General features: G+C 41.4%; 15 protein-coding genes. 14 read left to right on the top strand and 1 reads right to left on the bottom strand.

The features are described from left to right. The first annotated feature begins 705 nt into the window (after positions 1-705). The 4 genes from EKM65_RS08560 (at position 706) to rpoC (ending at position 10,499) form a co-directional block, all read left to right on the top strand. On the top strand, positions 706-1,629 hold the full coding sequence (locus tag EKM65_RS08560) for a peptidase U32 family protein (RefSeq protein WP_125607520.1): 924 nt from the start codon (positions 706-708) through the stop codon (positions 1,627-1,629). Next, positions 1,629-2,876 carry a peptidase U32 family protein gene (locus EKM65_RS08565; protein WP_125607522.1) on the top strand — a complete coding sequence of 416 codons (1,248 nt, stop codon included), beginning with the start codon at positions 1,629-1,631 and terminating at the stop codon, positions 2,874-2,876. Before EKM65_RS08560 ends, EKM65_RS08565 begins: the two co-directional genes overlap by 1 nt. Positions 2,877-3,202: 326 nt before the next feature. Next, on the top strand, positions 3,203-6,805 hold the full coding sequence (rpoB, locus tag EKM65_RS08570; RefSeq protein ID WP_125607524.1) for a DNA-directed RNA polymerase subunit beta: 3,603 nt from the start codon (positions 3,203-3,205) through the stop codon (positions 6,803-6,805). Between the two features lie 37 nt (positions 6,806-6,842). Continuing rightward, positions 6,843-10,499, top strand: a complete 3,657-nt coding sequence (gene rpoC / locus EKM65_RS08575; RefSeq protein WP_125607526.1) for a DNA-directed RNA polymerase subunit beta' — start codon at positions 6,843-6,845, stop codon at positions 10,497-10,499. Between the two features lie 760 nt (positions 10,500-11,259). Here the strand turns inward: rpoC and EKM65_RS08580 are convergent. Beyond that, positions 11,260-11,946 carry a prepilin peptidase gene (locus EKM65_RS08580; RefSeq protein WP_125607528.1) on the bottom strand — a complete coding sequence of 229 codons (687 nt, stop codon included), beginning with the start codon at positions 11,944-11,946 and terminating at the stop codon, positions 11,260-11,262. A 262-nt stretch (positions 11,947-12,208) separates the two neighbouring features. Here EKM65_RS08580 and rpsL point away from each other — a divergent pair, with 262 nt between their 5' ends. The 10 genes from rpsL (at position 12,209) to rplV (ending at position 19,267) form a co-directional block, all read left to right on the top strand. After that, positions 12,209-12,622: a 30S ribosomal protein S12 gene (rpsL, locus tag EKM65_RS08585; RefSeq protein ID WP_125607530.1), complete on the top strand. Its 414-nt coding sequence runs from the start codon at positions 12,209-12,211 to the stop codon at positions 12,620-12,622. A gap of 43 nt (positions 12,623-12,665) precedes the next feature. Next, positions 12,666-13,136, top strand: a complete 471-nt coding sequence (gene rpsG, locus EKM65_RS08590) for a 30S ribosomal protein S7 (protein ID WP_125607532.1) — start codon at positions 12,666-12,668, stop codon at positions 13,134-13,136. Positions 13,137-13,212: 76 nt separating this feature from the next. Continuing rightward, positions 13,213-15,306, top strand: a complete 2,094-nt coding sequence (fusA, locus tag EKM65_RS08595) for an elongation factor G (RefSeq protein WP_125607534.1) — start codon at positions 13,213-13,215, stop codon at positions 15,304-15,306. A 503-nt stretch (positions 15,307-15,809) separates the two neighbouring features. Further along, a complete protein-coding gene (gene rpsJ / locus EKM65_RS08600; RefSeq protein ID WP_057756711.1) occupies positions 15,810-16,118 on the top strand; it encodes a 30S ribosomal protein S10 in 309 nt (102 codons plus the stop codon). A 27-nt stretch (positions 16,119-16,145) separates the two neighbouring features. Continuing rightward, positions 16,146-16,781, top strand: coding sequence for a 50S ribosomal protein L3 (gene rplC, locus EKM65_RS08605; protein WP_125607536.1), 636 nt, complete (start codon positions 16,146-16,148; stop codon positions 16,779-16,781). A gap of 21 nt (positions 16,782-16,802) precedes the next feature. Then, entirely contained in the window at positions 16,803-17,426 is a 624-nt protein-coding gene (rplD, locus tag EKM65_RS08610; protein WP_125607538.1) for a 50S ribosomal protein L4, read from the top strand. Beyond that, entirely contained in the window at positions 17,426-17,710 is a 285-nt protein-coding gene (rplW, locus tag EKM65_RS08615) for a 50S ribosomal protein L23 (RefSeq protein WP_125607540.1), read from the top strand. The genes rplD and rplW overlap by 1 nt, the downstream gene beginning before the upstream one ends. A gap of 34 nt (positions 17,711-17,744) precedes the next feature. Further along, positions 17,745-18,578 carry a 50S ribosomal protein L2 gene (gene rplB, locus EKM65_RS08620; RefSeq protein WP_125607542.1) on the top strand — a complete coding sequence of 278 codons (834 nt, stop codon included), beginning with the start codon at positions 17,745-17,747 and terminating at the stop codon, positions 18,576-18,578. Between the two features lie 36 nt (positions 18,579-18,614). After that, on the top strand, positions 18,615-18,896 hold the full coding sequence (gene rpsS, locus EKM65_RS08625; protein ID WP_125607544.1) for a 30S ribosomal protein S19: 282 nt from the start codon (positions 18,615-18,617) through the stop codon (positions 18,894-18,896). 17 nt (positions 18,897-18,913) lie between these two features. Next, positions 18,914-19,267: a 50S ribosomal protein L22 gene (gene rplV / locus EKM65_RS08630; RefSeq protein WP_125607546.1), complete on the top strand. Its 354-nt coding sequence runs from the start codon at positions 18,914-18,916 to the stop codon at positions 19,265-19,267. The last annotated feature ends 1 nt before the right edge of the window (position 19,268 follow it).

The following is a 19,268-nucleotide window of genomic DNA, read 5'->3' on the forward strand; positions in this document are numbered from 1 at the left end:
TATTGAACCGCCGTATACGGAACCGTACGTACGGTGGTGTGAGAGGACGGTAATTTACAATTACTTCCTACTCGATCAGCTGACCGCGATTTTCCTCCGGCACTGATGAACGAGATGTGTTGGTGTGATTTAATGGCAAATTTATACTTCTAAAAATTAGAAGTGATTCAACCACTCGTCAACTCAGCACTTGCACAAAGGTTGCTCTCTTGTTTGTTAAGTGGCGGCGAAGAAATACCGCTCAGTAGTGAAATTATTGTTGCAGCCCTGGCTGTTACAATAAGGCTTGTCTTGAAGACAATTTTACAAAAATTGGCTTCAAGCAATGCCCACTACGTTCCAGCGCTAAGTATTTCTTCGCCGCCACGGCAACGCGCCACGTTTCGTATGCAACCTTTGCGTAAGTGCGAAGAACGACAACAAAACAGTTTTAGTTACCACTGTCTTAATCCACAGTGTCCACCACGTTCCAGCGCAAAATATTTATTTTTCCTCACGGCACGCGCTACATTGCGTATGCAATCTTTGCGCAGGCGCGGAGAACCGCAGCATAACAGTTTTAGTTTCTACTATTTTACTTTGCAACGTGCTTGCATTTTAGTCGGGTTTTAGACGACAGAAAATACTGTCGATTTTAAGTTGGCTAGATTTTTACTATTATTTTATGCTATGCTAGTTTGGAATTCTTTTTTGGAGAGGTTATTTATGACAGAATTAGTTACAACCGTGGCCAGTCTTGATCAAGCTGATCAATTAATAGCTGCCGGTGCCGATCGTTTATATTTAGGCGAGGATTATTTTGGCCTGCGTCTACCTCATAGCTTCGAGCGGGCTGAATTGAGTCAGGTTGTTGAATTGGCTCATCGACGCGGGAAAAAAGTGACAGTTGCAGTTAATGCGATCTTTCATAATGATCGGATTAAAAAGGTGGCGGCGTATTTACGCTTCCTAAAATCAATTAATGTTGATGAAATTAGTGTCGGTGATCCTGGCGTTATTTACTTACTGACAAAAGAAAATATCGACTTGTCTTATATTTATGACGCCGCTGATTTAGTCACGAGTTCACGGCAAATTAATTTTTGGGCGAAACACAATGCTAGTGCGGCCGTATTAGCACGTGAAGTGCCGTACGAAGAAATGATTCCTTTAGCAAAGGCAGTTAAAATTCCTGTTGAAATCCTAGTTTATGGTGCGACAGTAATTCATCAATCTGGTCGGCCATTAGTGACGAATTATTCTAATTTTGTTCAAGAGCATTTGAATCATGCTGATCGGCAACACGGATTGTTTATTGCCGCGCCCCATCATCCGGAAACACACTATTCAATTTATGAAGACATCAACGGAACACATATTTTTGCGAATAACGATGTTGATTTGATGACCGTGCTGCCTAAGTTGTCTGAATTGAACTTGAATCGTTGGAAACTTGACGGTCTTTATGCGGGTGAGGCACAATTCGTGGCGATTGTTAAGGCTTTTGCCCAAGCACGAGATTTAACAGCTCAACAGGGGCTTGATGAACACCAATTAACAGACTTAGACAAAATTGTGCACGATAATCAAGCACCAGAGCGGGGACTTGATCGTGGTTTCTTTGATATTGATCCAGATGAGGTGAAATAATGCAAGCAACACAAATCAAACATCCTGAAGTTTTGGCACCAGCTGGCACACCAGAAAAGTTAAGAATTGCCATTGATTATGGCGCCGATGCTGTCTACATTGGCGGTGATGCTTATGGCTTACGTAGTCGTGCTGGTAATTTCTCCTTTGAAGCAATGAAGGAGGGCGCTGAATATGCGCACCAACATCATGCCAAAGTCTATGTAGCGGCTAATATTGTGGCTCATGAGCAAAATCTAGCCGGTGCCGGGGAGTTTTACCGTCAAGTTCGCGACGCTGGAATCGATGCTGTCATTGTCTCTGATCCATCATTGATTGAAACGGCCATTACTGAAGCACCTGGGTTAAAAGTTCACTTATCAACGCAAGCATCCGCAACTAATTATGAAACATTAAACTTCTGGCAACATGAAGGACTAGAGCGCGTTGTATTGGCTCGTGAAGTCGGGATTGATGAAATTAGAGAAATTCGCCAACATACCGATGTACAGATTGAAGCATTTGTTCACGGTGCGATGTGTATTGGTTATTCCGGTCGTTGCGTTCTTTCTAATCATTTAAGCTTACGAGATGCTAACCGTGGCGGATGTGCACAAAATTGTCGTTGGAAATATGATCTGTTCGATATCCCTGATAACGGTCAAAAACGTGAATTATTAGGTCATGGCCCTGATGGTAAACTAGAAGAGTTCTCAATGAGTGCCGTTGACATGTCGATGATTGAACATATTCCTGACTTAGTTGAAGCCGGTGTTGACTCATTGAAGATTGAAGGCCGAATGAAAACTGTTCATTATGTTTCCACGGTGGCCAATGTTTACTCAACGGCGGTTCGCTCTTATTGTGAGGATCCTGAACACTATCAATTAGATCCGGCTTGGGTTGACGAACTTTGGAAAGTCGCGCAACGTGAATTATCCACTGGCTTTTATTACGGCACACCAGATGAAGATTTTCAATTATTCGGTAAACGGCGCCGAATGCCACGTTATGCCTTCGTTGGTGAAGTACTAGCTTATGATCAGGTAACGAAGCAAGTGACTGTGCAGCAACGGAATAACTTTGGTGTGGGTGATACGATCGAATTTTACGGCCCCCATTTTGCTCATCATACTCAGCAAGTTACTGATTTGTTTGACGATAAAGATCAGGTAATTGAGCGAGCACCACATGCGATGCAAATTGTTCACTTCACTTGTGAGACGCCGGTTAAGCCGGGCGATTTTGTTCGGGCTAACGAAGAATAGTCGTGCTGCTCGGTCAGCTAAAACAATTTGTGTAAATCAAAACGGTTTTTCAGAAAGCCATTGATTGATTAGGTAATTTGGTTGCATTATTTGTGAAATTAGGTTATACTTATTTAGTCTAAAAGAACTGTAGCATATATTGCAGTATCACGCCGATCTATTGTCCGGTTAGTGATTATAAAGTACAAAAGCAATTCGTTGAACGTATTGTTTTTGTCTTTTTTTTGCTCAAAAAAGATGAAAACAGTTAATTTAACGAAAATGTAATCTTTGTCATGCAAATGCAATATTATTTGCTATTGAATTTTTTTGAAGGGGTGAATGGTTTGACAGGACATATCGTGAAATATGGTAAACATCGGACACGGCGTTCGTATGCGCGTATCAAAGAAGTGCTTGATTTACCAAATTTGATCGAGATCCAAACAAATTCTTATCAATGGTTCCTTGACGAGGGTCTGAAGAGCATGTTCCAAGATATTATGCCAATTGATGACTTTGCTGGTAACCTTTCTTTAGAGTTTGTTGGTTATAAACTTTTAGAACCAAAATATACAGTCGAAGAAGCACGTCAACATGATGCTAACTACTCAGCACCACTACACGTCACTTTAAAATTGACTAACCATGAAACTAACGAGATTAAAACACAGGACGTTTTCTTTGGTGACTTCCCATTAATGACAGAACAGGGAACATTTATCATCAACGGTGCCGAACGTGTCATTGTTTCACAATTAGTTCGTTCACCAGGTGTTTACTTTAATTCTTCAATCGATAAGAATAGCCGCACTTTATACGGCACAACTGCTATTCCTAACCGAGGTGCTTGGCTGGAATATGAATCTGACGCTAAGGACTTATCTTACGTTCGAATTGATCGGACTCGTAAGCTACCGATGACTGTTTTGATCCGGGCATTGGGTTTTGGTTCTGATTCAGAGATCATTGACATTTTAGGCGAAAATGAAAGCCTCATGTTGACGATGGAAAAGGATATTCATAAAGACACTTCTGACTCTCGGGTAACCGAGGCCTTGAAGGATATTTATGAACGTCTCCGCCCAGGTGAGCCTAAGACAGCGGACAGTTCACGTTCGTTACTCTATGCTCGTTTCTTTGATCCAAAGCGTTATGACTTAGCACCTGTTGGCCGTTATAAGATTAATAAGAAACTTGGTTTGAAACATCGTTTACTTAACCAAACATTAGCTGAAACTTTGGCTGATCCTGATACTGGCGAGATTATCGCCGCTAAAGGTACCTTAGTTGATCGCGAAGTCATGGATAAGTTAAGCTCATATTTAGATCGCGATGATTTCAAAACACAGACCTTTGAACCTTCTGATGAAGGGGTTGTAACAGAGCCAATGACGATCCAGACAATCAAGGTCGTTTCACCTGACGATCCTGAACGTGAAGTTCGTTTGATTGGTAACGGCAATATTCCTGAAGAAATTAAGCACATTACGCCTGCAGATATTGTGGCGTCAATCAATTACTTCTTGAACTTACGTGAAGGTTTAGGTTCAACTGATGATATTGATCACTTGGGTAATCGTCGGATTCGTTCTGTTGGTGAGTTGTTACAGAATCAATTCCGAATTGGCCTAGCACGGATGGAACGTGTTGTTCGTGAACGAATGTCAATTCAAGATGCTGCAACAGTCACACCACAACAATTAATCAATATTCGGCCAGTTGTTGCTTCAATTAAAGAATTCTTTGGTTCTTCACAATTGTCCCAGTTCATGGACCAAACTAATCCATTAGGTGAGTTAACGCATAAGCGTCGTCTCTCTGCCTTAGGGCCTGGTGGTTTGACTCGTGATCGGGCCGGATATGAAGTTCGTGACGTTCACTATACGCATTATGGTCGGATGTGCCCAATTGAAACGCCTGAAGGTCCTAACATTGGCTTGATTAACAGTTTGGCTTCTTACGCCGTTGTTAACAAATATGGTTTCATTGAGACACCCTACCGTCGTGTTTCTTGGACTGATCATAAGGTTACAGATAAGATTGATTATTTAACAGCTGATGAAGAAGATAATTATATCGTTGCACAAGCCAATTCACCATTAACTGATGATGGTAGCTTTGTTGACGAGACAGTCTTGGCTCGTCATAAAGATGACAACATTGAAATCAGCCCCGAAAAAGTCGATTACATGGACGTTTCACCTAAGCAAGTTGTTGCCGTTGCCACGGCCTGCATTCCTTTCTTGGAAAATGATGACTCAAACCGTGCTTTAATGGGTGCCAACATGCAACGTCAGGCCGTTCCGTTGATCGATCCGCATGCGCCATTAGTTGGTACAGGTATGGAATATGTTGCGGCTCACGATTCAGGAACAGCAATGTTAGCTAAACATCCTGGTATTGTTGAGTTTGTTGATGCTAAAGAAGTTCGTGTTCGTCGTGAAGATGGCACGCTTGATAAATACCCATTAATGAAGTTCCGTCGTTCTAATGCTGGTAAATGTTACAATCAACGTCCGATTGTTGCTAAAGGCGATCACGTTGATGTTAGTGAGATTATCGCTGATGGACCTGCCATGGAAAATGGTGAACTCGCATTAGGCCAAAACCCATTGATTGCCTTCATGACTTGGAATATGTATAACTTTGAAGATGCCGTCGTTTTATCAGAACGTTTGGTTAAAGACGACATTTATACCTCAATTCATATTGAAGAATATGAATCTGAGGCACGTGATACTAAGTTAGGGCCTGAAGAAATCACTCGGGAAATTCCTAACGTTGGTGAAGATGCCCTTAAAGACTTAAACGAATTTGGTATTATCCGAATTGGTGCTGAAGTTAATGATGGTGACATCTTAGTCGGTAAAGTAACGCCTAAGGGTGTCACTGAACTTTCAGCCGAAGAACGTTTGTTACACGCTATCTTTGGTGAAAAAGCACGTGAAGTTCGTGACACATCACTCCGTGTTCCTCATGGCGGTGGCGGTATCATTCAAGACGTTAAGATCTTTACACGTGAAGCTGGCGATGAATTATCACCAGGTGTTAACATGATGGTTCGAGTTTATATTACGCAGAAACGTAAGATTCAAGTTGGCGATAAGATGGCCGGACGTCATGGTAACAAAGGGACTGTTTCAATCGTTGTCCCTGAAGAGGATATGCCATATATGCCAGATGGCACACCAATTGATATTCTATTAAATCCAATGGGTGTTCCTTCTCGTATGAACATTGGTCAGGTCTTAGACTTACACTTAGGGATGGCTGCTCGCAACTTAGGCATTCATGTCTCAACACCAGTCTTTGATGGCGCCAACGATGATGACCTTTGGGAAACTGTTAAAGAAGCCGGCATGGCCAGTGATGGCAAGACTGTTCTTTATGATGGCCGAACTGGTGAAGCCTTCCATAACCGTGTTTCTGTTGGTGTTATGTACTACATGAAGCTAGCTCATATGGTCGACGATAAGATCCATGCTCGTTCGATTGGGCCTTACTCATTAGTGACACAACAGCCTTTAGGTGGTAAAGCCCAATTTGGTGGCCAGCGTTTCGGTGAAATGGAAGTTTGGGCACTTGAGGCTTATGGTGCCGCTTATACGTTACAAGAAATTCTGACTTACAAGTCTGATGACGTTGTTGGCCGTGTTAAAACTTATGAAGCCATCGTCAAAGGTGAACCAATTCCTAAGCCAGGTGTTCCTGAATCATTCCGAGTTCTTGTTAAAGAATTACAAGCACTTGGTCTTGATATGAAGGTTCTTGATGCTGAACAGAAAGAGATTGAATTGCGTGACATGGATGACGACGAGAACGATAACGTTAACAATGATGCACTGCAAAAATTCTCTGATGAACAAGAAAAGAAACGCCAAGAGGAAGCTGCACGTAAAGCGTTAGCTGAATTGACAGGCAAGGGTAATTCTGATTCAGATAAATAATGTTAGTTGACTGAAAATAACAGGGAGGTCTAAATCTTTGATCGATGTAAATAAGTTTGAAAGCATGCAGATCGGACTTGCGTCACCTGATAAGATTCGTAGCTGGTCATACGGTGAAGTCAAAAAGCCCGAAACGATCAACTATCGGACTTTAAAACCAGAACGTGATGGCTTGTTCGACGAACGCATCTTCGGACCAACGAAGGACTGGGAATGTGCCTGTGGTAAGTACAAACGAGTTCGCTATAAGGGGATTGTTTGTGACCGCTGTGGCGTCGAAGTGACTCGGTCAAAAGTTCGTCGGGAACGGATGGGTCACATTGAACTTGCTGCACCAGTAACACATATCTGGTATTTCAAAGGTATTCCTAGCCGGATGGGCCTTGTCTTAGACATGAGCCCCCGTGCTTTGGAAGAAATCATTTACTTTGCATCATACGTTGTTATCGATCCTGGTGATACAACACTTGAATACAAACAATTATTAACTGAACAAGAATATCGGGAACGCATGGAAGAGTTCAATGGTAAGTTCAACGCCAAAATGGGTGCTGAAGCTATCAAGGAATTACTCGAGCAAGTCGATCTTGAAAAAGAAGTTGTTGAGTTAAAAGAAGATTTAAAGAGTGCTCAAGGTCAAAAGCGGACACGTGCCATTCGCCGTTTGGATATCTTAGATGCATTCCGTCAGTCTGGTAATCATCCTGAATGGATGGTTATGGATGCTATTCCAGTTATTCCACCAGATTTACGACCAATGGTTCAATTGGAGGGTGGTCGTTTTGCCACTTCTGATTTGAACGATTTATATCGTCGGGTAATTAACCGAAATAATCGTTTGAAACGTTTATTAGACTTAAATGCGCCTAATATCATCGTTCAAAATGAAAAGCGGATGTTGCAAGAAGCCGTTGACGCTTTAATTGATAATGGTCGCCGGGGCCGTCCAGTTGCCGGCCCAGGTAATCGACCATTGAAGTCATTGTCACATATGCTTAAAGGTAAGCAAGGACGTTTTCGTCAAAACTTACTGGGCAAACGTGTTGACTATTCTGGCCGTTCTGTTATTGATGTTGGACCGACATTGAAGTTCTATCAATGTGGTGTTCCTCGTCAAATGGCCTTGGAATTGTTCAAACCATTTGTGATGCACGAATTAGTTAAGCGTGAACTTGCTTCAAATATTAAGAATGCTAAACGTAAGATTGAACGCCAAGACGATGACGTCTGGGATGTTGTTGAAGATGTGATCAAAGAACGGCCAGTGCTTTTAAACCGGGCACCAACATTACACCGTTTGGGTATTCAAGCGTTTGAACCTGTCTTAGTTGATGGTAAATCAATTCGTCTTCATCCTTTAGCTTGTGAAGCTTACAATGCCGATTTTGATGGTGACCAGATGGCCATCCACGTTCCGTTATCTGATGAAGCACAGGCAGAAGCACGGATGTTAATGTTAGCTGCTCATCATATCTTGGCACCTAAAGATGGCAAACCAATCGTTACACCTTCTCAGGACGTTGTATTAGGTAACTATTATTTAACGCTTGAAGAACGTGGCCGTGAAGGCGAAGGAATGATCTTTAAAGACATTGGTGAAGTTTTGACCGCTATGCAAAACGGCGATGTTCATTATCACACCCGAATTGGTTTAGCAATCAATTCAATGCCTAAGAAACCATTCCCAGACCAATACCGCAATAGCATCTTATTGACAAGTGTTGGTAAAGCTATCTTCAACCAGGTTTTACCTGAAGACTTACCATATTTGAATGAACCAACGGCCAAAAACTTAATTGATGAAGATTTATCGGCTTATTATCTTGCACCCGGCGAAGATATTCATGATCGTTTAGAAAATACTGAACTCGTTGACCCATTCAAGAAGGGCTTCTTGTCAGACATCATTGCCCAAGTCTTTAAGGTCTACCGGGTTCAACGTACTTCTGAATTGTTGGATGACATGAAAGAATTAGGCTACACAGTATGTACACTTTCTGGAATCACAGTTGGTGTTGCCGACGTTCCAACGATGCCAGACAAAGATCGTATTGTTGACGATGCGCATACGAAAGTTAACAACGTTTCTAAACAATTCCGTCGTGGTTTAATTACCGACCAAGAACGTCATGATCGCGTTATTACAATCTGGAATGATGCTAAAGATGAGATTCAACAAGAATTGATCGACTCATTTGACCCATCTAACCCAATTTCAATGATGAGTGATTCTGGTGCCCGTGGTTCGATTTCTAACTTTACGCAGTTAGCTGGTATGCGTGGCTTAATGGCCGCTCCTAACGGTGGTATGATGGAAGTTCCTGTAACGTCTAACTTCCGCGAAGGTTTGTCAGTCATGGAAATGTTCATGTCTACCCATGGTGCTCGTAAAGGTATGACCGATACAGCCTTGAAGACAGCCGATTCTGGTTACTTGACACGTCGTTTAGTCGATGTTGCGCAAGATGTTATTGTTCGTGAAGAAGATTGTGGTACTGATCGTGGTATCGTTATTAAAGCCATTCGCGAAGGTAACGAATTAATCGAATCATTATTTGACCGTTTAGTTGGTCGTTATTTGCAAAAATCAATTGTTGATCCAGAAACCGGTGAGATTATCGCCGTTCGTGGTCAATTAGTTGATGAAGATACTGCTCATCGAATCGTTGACGCAGGTGTTGAAGAAGCAACAATTCGCTCTGTCTTCACATGTAATACGAAACACGGTGTCTGCAAGAAGTGTTATGGTTATAACTTAGCTACTGGTGACGAAGTTGAAGTCGGTGAGGCTGTTGGTACAGTCGCTGCCCAATCAATCGGTGAACCAGGTACTCAGTTAACCATGCGTAACTTCCACTCGGGCGGTGTTGCTGGCGGCGAAGATATTACGCAAGGTTTACCTCGTGTCCAAGAAATTTTTGAAGCACGTAATCCTAAGGGTCTTGCTGTCATTACTGAAGTTAATGGTGCAGTTACGGCAATTGATGAAAATCCTGCAGAACATACGCGTGAAATTACGGTTGAAGGTCAAACGGATACTAGAACTTATAGCGTCCCTTATGCTTCAAGTGTTGCAGTTGCTGAAGGTGATCACGTTGAACGTGGTACTAAGTTAACTGGTGGTTCAATTGATCCTAAGCAATTGATTCGCGTTACTGATGTGATTACGACTGAAAATTACCTGTTATCAGAAGTTCAAAAGACTTACCGGATGCAGGGTGTTGAAATTAGTGATAAGCACGTCGAGGTTATGGTTCGACAAATGTTACGTAAGATTCGGGTCCTTGATCCTGGTGACACTGAAATCTTACCTGGTACTTTGTTGGACATTGCCGACTTTACTGAACAAAACCAAAAGACATTGGTTAATGGTGGTATTCCTGCCACTGGTCGTCCAGTCTTGCTTGGTATTACTAAGGCTTCTCTTGAAACTAATAGTTTCTTATCCGCCGCATCATTCCAAGAAACAACTCGTGTCTTGACTGATGCTTCAATTCGCGGTAAGAATGATCCATTAATTGGTTTAAAAGAGAATGTCATTATTGGTAAGATCGTTCCAGCTGGTACTGGTATGGCTAAATATCGTCATATGGAACCAGAAAAAGTTGGTGTTTCTTCACAAAGTATTTATTCGATTTCTGACATTGAAAAACAAATGAAAGAAACTGAAGAAGCTAAGGAGAACGACAAGTAACGTCTGAAGTAACACTAAAAGCTGTGAGGAATTATTTCTCACAGCTTTTTTGATGTCTGGTTCTGAAACGTTGCAGGAACTAAAACCGTTATTTGGTGCTTCTTCGCGCTTACGCAAAGGTTGCATATGAAGTGTGCGAGTATCGTGAGGGAAAATAAATACTTGGCGCTGGAACGTGGTGGACACTGCTTGAAGCCAATTTTTGCAAAATTGTCTCCAAGACAGGTCTTGTAGTAACAGCTAAAGCTGCAACTACAATCTCACCACTGAGCGGTATTTATTTTCCCTCACTTAACAAACAAGATAGCAACCGTTGCGTAAGCGCTGAATTGACGAGTAGTTGAATTACCTCCTCTACAATTTTGAGAAGTATAAATTTGTAGTTAAACCGTACTAAAGCACGTTTGTAAGTGCCGGAGGGTAATCGCGGTCAGCTGTGAAATTGTCGTTAATGGTTTACCATTTACGACAAGGCCGAGCTTTAAGACAATCAAAGATTGGCTTAAAGTCGAGCCCACAGCGTTCCACCAGCGCATTTCCCGCAGGCACGAAGAACCACAACATAATAGTTTTAGGACTTAGCATTTACAGCGAGGCCTACTTTTGAGACGAATTGGGCTTGATTCGGTTCAAACCAGTGCTCGCAGCGTTCCACCAGCGTATTTCCCGTAGGCACGAAGAACTACAGGATAACAGTTTTAGGTTTTGCGACTTAAATAAAGCTCACAGCGGTATGAAGAATTGCTGATAGAAGTTTAAGTCAGTTAATCGGTAAAAGTGGTAGTGCCAGCAGCGCCAAATAGAGATAGGGAATAAAGGCAAATCGTTTCAGGTGTGGTTCTATTAAATAAATTAGCAGGATTAGAATATTGGCTAATAAACAGACCCATAGCATTGGTTGTAAGCCGTAAGCTAGAATCAGCATACTGACCAATTGCACATCTGCGTTGCCAAGACCTCGAGTTAACTTGCTAATTGTAGTCAGAACTAGTAGGCAACAGAGTGTGGGAAGGATATTTGGCGTTAAGCTATGCCAATATAAAAGAATAATAAAAAGCAAAAGTTGACTTAAGGACAGTTGGTCCACATAATAATGGCAGGCATCAAAAATTGCCAATTGGAAGATCAGCAGACAGATTAGAGAACCGCCGACTTGCCAGTAAGACCAATTTAAAAATAGCCAAATGGCGCTAATACCGCCAACAAACTCCCAACACATTGAAGCTGACGGAATTTCGTGCTGACAATAACGGCAGTGTCCTTGTTGTAACCAGTAGCCGATTACTGGAATTAAGTCATAAGGTGCAAGACGTGTTTGGCAGACATCACAGTAGGAAGGCGTAAAGACAACATCGAGTCCTAATGGTTGCCGGTCAGCCAGTAATTGGAAAAAGGATCCAAAAGTTGCACCGAGAAAAAATAATAAAATTTGAAAAATAATAACCATTTTAAACACCTCTAATGATAAATACCCGAATTAAAGGCCAATGCTATCTAAAATTGTTTCAATTTTTTCACAAGGTATAATTGACAGAGCTGGTTGTTCGTGATAACCTATTAAAGGTGCTTATTGAATATTGTTCGACGTTTCGGCGTCCGTGCTGCTCTATTCCAAGCCAATATTCATCTAGGCTATTATTTTTTATTTTAAAAAGAACCGCCTGGATGTGTGTACTTAAAACCTATTAATAATTTGAGGAGGATCTTTGATGCCAACAATTAACCAATTGGTACGTAAAGGCCGTCAATCAAAGACAACAAAGTCGAATTCACCAGCTTTGAACTTTGGTTACAATAGTAAAAAGAAATCTTTAACTGATAATCCTGCACCACAAAAACGTGGGGTTGCAACTCGTGTCGGCACAATGACACCTAAGAAGCCTAACTCTGCGTTACGTAAATATGCGCGTGTTCGCTTATCTAACTTGCTTGAAGTGACTGCATACATTCCTGGTATTGGTCATAACTTACAAGAGCATAGTGTTGTTTTAATTCGTGGTGGTCGTGTAAAAGACCTTCCTGGTGTTCGTTATCATATTATCCGTGGCGCTTTAGATACTGCCGGTGTTACTGACCGTAAACAAAGCCGTTCGAAGTATGGTGCTAAGCGCCCTAAGAAATAACAATACAATCTAATTAATTGACCATTACTAGGAGGTTTACTCAATGCCAAGAAAAGGTACTGTGGCAAAACGTGACGTTTTACCCGATCCTATTTATAATTCAAAATTAGTTTCACGCTTAATCAATCACTTGATGATCGATGGCAAGCGCGGAACTGCTTCAACAATTCTCTATGATGCGTTCGACATTGTTAAAGAAAAGACGGGTAAGGAACCACTTGAAGTCTTTGAAGAAGCAATGAAGAATATTATGCCAGTACTTGAAGTTAAGGCTCGCCGTATTGGTGGTTCTAACTATCAAGTTCCTATCGAAGTTCGCCCAGAGCGTCGTACGACACTTGGTTTACGTTGGCTCGTTAACTATGCTCGTCTTCGCAACGAACATACAATGGACGAACGTTTAGCTAACGAAATTATGGATGCTGCTAATAACACTGGTGCATCTGTCAAGAAACGTGAAGACACACATAAGATGGCTGATGCCAACCGTGCCTTTGCTCATTATCGTTGGTAAAATTATTCGTTGTGAGCGGCCCTGCAAATTGCCGCTCACTTTTATAATCTGAACAATTTCGAGAGGAGATACTTAAATGGCAAATAAACGTGAATTCCCTTTGGAAAAAACACGTAATATCGGTATTGTTGCTCATATCGATGCTGGTAAGACAACAACTACTGAGCGGATCCTTTACTATACTGGTAAGATTCATAAGATTGGTGAAACCCATGATGGTGCTTCACAAATGGACTGGATGGCCCAAGAGCAGGAACGTGGTATTACCATCACTTCTGCCGCAACAACAGCACAATGGAAAGATCACCGAATTAACATCATCGATACCCCAGGACACGTTGACTTCACAATCGAAGTTGAGCGTTCATTACGGGTTCTAGATGGCGCTGTCGTTGTTCTTGATGCCCAAGCTGGTGTTGAACCACAAACAGAAAATGTTTGGCGTCAAGCAACACAATACAATGTACCTCGAATTGTCTTTGTCAATAAGATGGACAAGATTGGTGCTAACTTTGACTATTCTGTTTCAACAATTAAAGATCGTTTACAAGTAAATGCTTTACCAATCCAAATGCCAATTGGTGCTGAAGATAACTTCGAAGGCGTCATTGACTTGATTGAAATGAAAGCTGACTTGTATGATGAAGATGCTTTAGGTACAGAATGGGATACAGTAGACGTTCCTGACCAATACAAAGAAGAAGCTGCAAAGCGTCGTAACGAGATGATCGAATCATTGGCTGATGTTGATGACTCAATCATGGACAAGTACCTCGAAGGCGAAGAGATCTCAAATGAAGAGATCAAAGCTGCCATTCGTCGTGCAACCTTAGCCTTAAAGGCTTATCCTATCTTGGCTGGTTCAGCATTTAAGAACAAGGGTGTTCAAATGATGTTGGATGCTGTTAATGATTACTTACCATCACCACTTGATGTTAAGCCATATCATGCAACAGATCCTGAAACTGGTGAAGAAGTTGAATTGATGGCCGGTGACGATAAAGATTTCGCTGCCTTGGCATTCAAGATTGCAACTGATCCATTCGTTGGTCGTTTAACATTTATCCGTGTTTATTCAGGTACTTTGGAATCAGGTTCATATGTTCTTAACGCAACTAAGAACAAGCGTGAACGTGTCGGTCGTTTATTGCAAATGCATTCAAATCACCGTAAAGAAATTCCAGAAGTATTCTCTGGCGATATTGCCGCAGCAATTGGTTTGAAAGATACAACGACTGGTGATTCATTAACATCTGTTGAACATCCATTGATTCTTGAATCAATGGTCTTCCCAGACCCAGTTATCCAAGTTTCAATCGAGCCTAAGACTAAAGCTGACCAAGATAAGATGGATGTTGCTTTACAAAAGCTTGCTGAAGAAGATCCAAGTTTCAAGGCTGAAACAAACCCTGAAACTGGTGAAACTTTAATTGCCGGCATGGGTGAGTTACATTTGGATATCATTGTTGATCGGATGCGTCGTGAGTTTAACGTCGATGCTGAAGTTGGCGAACCACAAGTTGCTTATCGTGAAACATTTACGAAGCAAGCATCTGCTCAAGGTAAGTTCGTTCGCCAGTCCGGTGGTAAAGGTCAATATGGTGATGTTTGGATCGAATTTACACCTAATGAAGAAGGTAAAGGCTTCGAGTTCGAAAACGCGATTGTCGGTGGTGTTGTTCCTCGTGAATACATCCCTTCAGTAGAACAAGGCTTGAAAGAATCAATGGCTAACGGCGTTCTTGCTGGTTACCCATTAATCGATGTTAAAGCTAAGTTATATGATGGTTCGTATCATGAAGTCGATTCTTCTGAAGCTGCCTTTAAAGTTGCTGCTTCAATGGCATTACGTAATGCTGCTAAAGCTGCCGGTGCTGTTATCCTTGAACCAATCATGAAGGTTGAAGTTGTTGCCCCTGAAGATTACTTAGGTGATATTATGGGTCAAGTAACTGCACGTCGTGGTCGTGTTGATGGTATGGAAGCTCGCGGTAACGCACAAGTTGTTAATGCATTTGTCCCATTATCTGAGATGTTTGGTTACGCAACAACATTGCGTTCTGCAACTCAAGGTCGTGGTACATTTACAATGACATTTGATCATTACGAAGCAGTTCCTAAGTCAATTCAAGAAGAGATCATCGAAAAAAATGGTGGTCACTCTAAATAATTAAAAATTTATTTTACGCTAAGTCAAATTTGGACTTAGCGTTTTTTTATGCCAAGAGGCAAGGGTCAGATAGTGTTTGTCGATGAGTTGAAAAAGATTACAATCATCGAAGTCGAATTTTTAGATTTTGAACCGATCACGTTGTATTGAGCAATAAAAAATCAGCAAAACGAAACACGATAATGATCATCAAATTCAAAAAAATCGGTGTGGGCTCGTTTCTTTGATCGAAAAAATAACTGTTAAACCAGAAAAACTATTTAATGCAGCAAAAGTTTAAAAAAATTTCAGAAAATGGACTGAAAGTGTTGATTTGTCAATACTCTTCATGTATTATAGATAAAGTGCTTATAACCAAGGGCGTATTGCGCCCCGGGGTAGGCACAAGAACTAAGGGCTTTGAAGCGGAAGGTTGCGACACACCCGGTTGCATTGCCACGACGGTTGTGACGGGAATTTCTGTGGAGCTTGTCCATTTATGAGACGAAAAGGAGGTAAATTCCATGGCAAAACAAAAGATTCGTATTCGGTTGAAGGCTTATGAACACCGTATCTTAGACCAATCAGCTGAAAAGATTGTTGAAACTGCAAAACGTACTGGTGCTTCAATTAGTGGTCCAATTCCACTACCAACTGAACGTAGCTTATATACTGTTTTACGTTCACCACATAAGTACAAGGATTCTCGTGAACAGTTTGAGATTCGTACGCATAAGCGTTTGATCGATATTGTTAACCCATCTGCTAAGACAGTTGATGCTCTTATGAAGCTCGACTTACCAAGTGGCGTTGACATCGAGATCAAGTTATAATAAATTCAAAAAAATGGAGGTGTAGTCATGACCAGAAAAGGAATCTTAGGGAAAAAGGTTGGAATGACCCAAGTCTTCACTGAAAATGGTGAATTAATTCCTGTAACAGTTATCGAAGTTAGCAACAATGTTGTTTTACAAGTTAAGACAGTTGCAAACGACGGTTACGAAGCAGTTCAATTAGGTTACCAAGATGTACGTGAAGTTTTGACGAACAAACCAGCTAAAGGTCATGCTGCTAAAGCAAACACGACTCCTAAGCGCTTCATTCGAGAAATTCGTGATGTTGAGCTAGGAGATTATGAATTAGGTTCAGAGGTAAAAGCTGATATTTTTGCCGCTGGCGAAGTTGTCGATGTAACTGGCATTACGAAAGGTCATGGTTACCAAGGTAACATTAAACGCTTTGGTCAATCACGTGGCCCTGAAACCCACGGTTCTCGTTACCATCGTATCCCTGGTTCAATGGGCGCAATCATCAACCGTGTCTTCAAGGGTAAGATGTTACCAGGACGTATGGGTAGCGACAAAGTAACGATTCAAAATCTTGAAGTCGTTCGAGTTGATACAGACCACAACGTTATGTTGATCAAAGGTAATGTACCTGGAGCTAAGAAATCATTTGTAACAATTAAATCCGCTATTAAATCATCAAAGAAATAATCAAGAAAGGAGGATTTTATCATGGCAAATGTCACACTTTATAAACAAAACGGAACTGAAAATGGCACTGTTGAATTAAACGATGCGATTTTTGGTATCGAACCTAACGATAATGTTGTCTTTGACGCTGTTATTATGCAACGCGCATCATTACGTCAAGGTACAAGTCAAACAAAAAACCGTTCAGCTGTAAGTGGTGGTGGACGTAAACCTTGGCGTCAAAAGGGTACTGGTCGTGCTCGCCAAGGCTCAATTCGTTCTCCACAATGGCGTGGTGGTGGTATCGTAAATGGCCCTTCACCTCGTTCATACGCTTATAAGCTACCTAAAAAAGTTCGGCGTTTAGCAATCAAATCAGTCCTTTCCCAAAAGGTTATCGACGGTGATTTGATTGTTGTGGACGGATTAAGTTTTGATCAACCAAAGACAGCAGAATTTGCAAAAGTTTTAGCTGGCTTAAAAGTTTCATCTAAAGCTTTAGTTGCCTTAGAAGCAGATAACGACTTGGCTGCATTGTCAGCTCGTAACTTACCAAATGTTACAGTTGTTGAAGCTGAAGGTATTAACGTATTAGATGTTATGAATAATCAAAAGCTTATCTTGACACAAGCCGCTCTTTCAAAAATTGAGGAGGTGCTTGGATAATGGCAGTACATGACATTATTATTCGTCCAATCGTTACCGAACAATCAATGAGCATCATGGACCAAAAGAAATATACTTTTGAAGTCGATGTTCATGCAAATAAAGTTGCCGTACGTCAGGCAGTTGAAAAGATTTTCGGTGTAAAGGTTAAAGAAGTCAACATTTTAAATGTTCGTGGTAAGAAGAAACGCTATGGTCGTTACGAAGGTTATACAAAGAAACGCCGTAAAGCAATCGTTACTTTGACACCCGATTCTGATGAAATCAAGATTTTTGAAGACTAATTTAATTCAAAACTTATAACAGGAGGGAAAAACATTGGCGATTGTTAAATACAAACCAACCAGCAATGGTCGTCGTAATATGTCTGGTTCTGATTTTGCAGAAATCACAAAGACGACACCTGAAAAGACTTTAGTTGAATCACAAAGTCATACTGCTGGTCGTAATGCTCACGGTCATATCACTGTTCGTCATCGTGGCGGTGGTCATAAACAAAAGTACCGTGTAATTGATTTTAAACGTACTAAAGATGATGTAAAAGCAACTGTTAAAGCAATTGAATATGATCCAAATCGTTCTGCTAACATTGCATTGTTACATTATGAGGATGGTATCAAGTCTTATATCCTTGCTCCTAAAGGACTTGAAGTTGGTCAAGTTGTTGTTTCTGGCCCTAATTCTGATATCAAGCCTGGTAATACATTACCATTAAGCAACATTCCTGTCGGTACCTTGATTCATAGTATTGAATTGAAGCCTGGCAAGGGTGGACAATTAATCCGTTCTGCCGGCACTTCAGCTCAGTTACTTGGCCATGATGGTAAGTACTCTTTAATCCGTTTAACTTCTGGTGAAGTTCGGATGGTGCTTTCTGTTTGCCGCGCAACTATTGGTGAAGTTGGTAATGAACAACATGAATTAATCAGTATTGGTAAGGCTGGCCGTAAACGTTGGATGGGCTTCCGTCCTACAGTTCGTGGTTCAGTTATGAACCCTAACGATCACCCTCATGGTGGTGGTGAAGGTAAAGCTCCTATCGGTCGCCCATCTCCTATGTCACCATGGGGTAAGAAGACGATGGGTAAGAAGACTCGTAACTCTAAGGCTCGTTCTGAGAAATTCATTATTCGTCATCGTAAAGGTAAATAAAAATTTTAATTAATCACGTTCAAGGGAGGTAACATAATGGGTCGTAGCCTTAAAAAAGGACCTTTTGCTGACGAGCATCTTTTGAAGAAGATCGCCGCTCAAGCAGATAGTGAAAAGAAACAAGTTATTAAGACTTGGTCACGTCGTTCCACGATCTTTCCAAGTTTCGTTGGTTACACAATTGCCGTATATGATGGACGTAAACACGTACCAGTTTTCATTCAAGAAGACATGGTTGGTCATAAGTTAGGTGAATTCGTACCAACAAGAACATTCCGTGGTCACGGAACAGATGACAAGAAAACTGCTGGTAAGTAGAAGGGAGAGATTAGTCGATGGCAGATCAAGTAACGTCAGCTAAAGCTGAAGCTAAGACTGTTCGCATTGCGCCCCGTAAAGCTCGCCTGGTAGTCGATTTGATTCGTGGCAAGGGTGCTGCTGAAGCATTAGCTATTTTACAATTTACACAACGTGGTGCTTCACCAGTCGTTGCTAAAGTATTGAAATCAGCTATTGCCAATGCTGAACATAATTATGACTTAGATGCACAAAACTTGTTTGTAAGTGAAGCATACGTTAACGAAGGACCAACACTTAAACGGTTCCGTCCTCGTGCTAAAGGTTCAGCTTCACCAATCAACAAACGGACAAGCCACATTACAGTGGTTGTTAAAGAAAGAGAAGAATAGG

It is taken from the genome of Lapidilactobacillus bayanensis, from assembly GCF_003946695.1.
Lineage (GTDB): Bacteria > Bacillota > Bacilli > Lactobacillales > Lactobacillaceae > Lapidilactobacillus > Lapidilactobacillus bayanensis.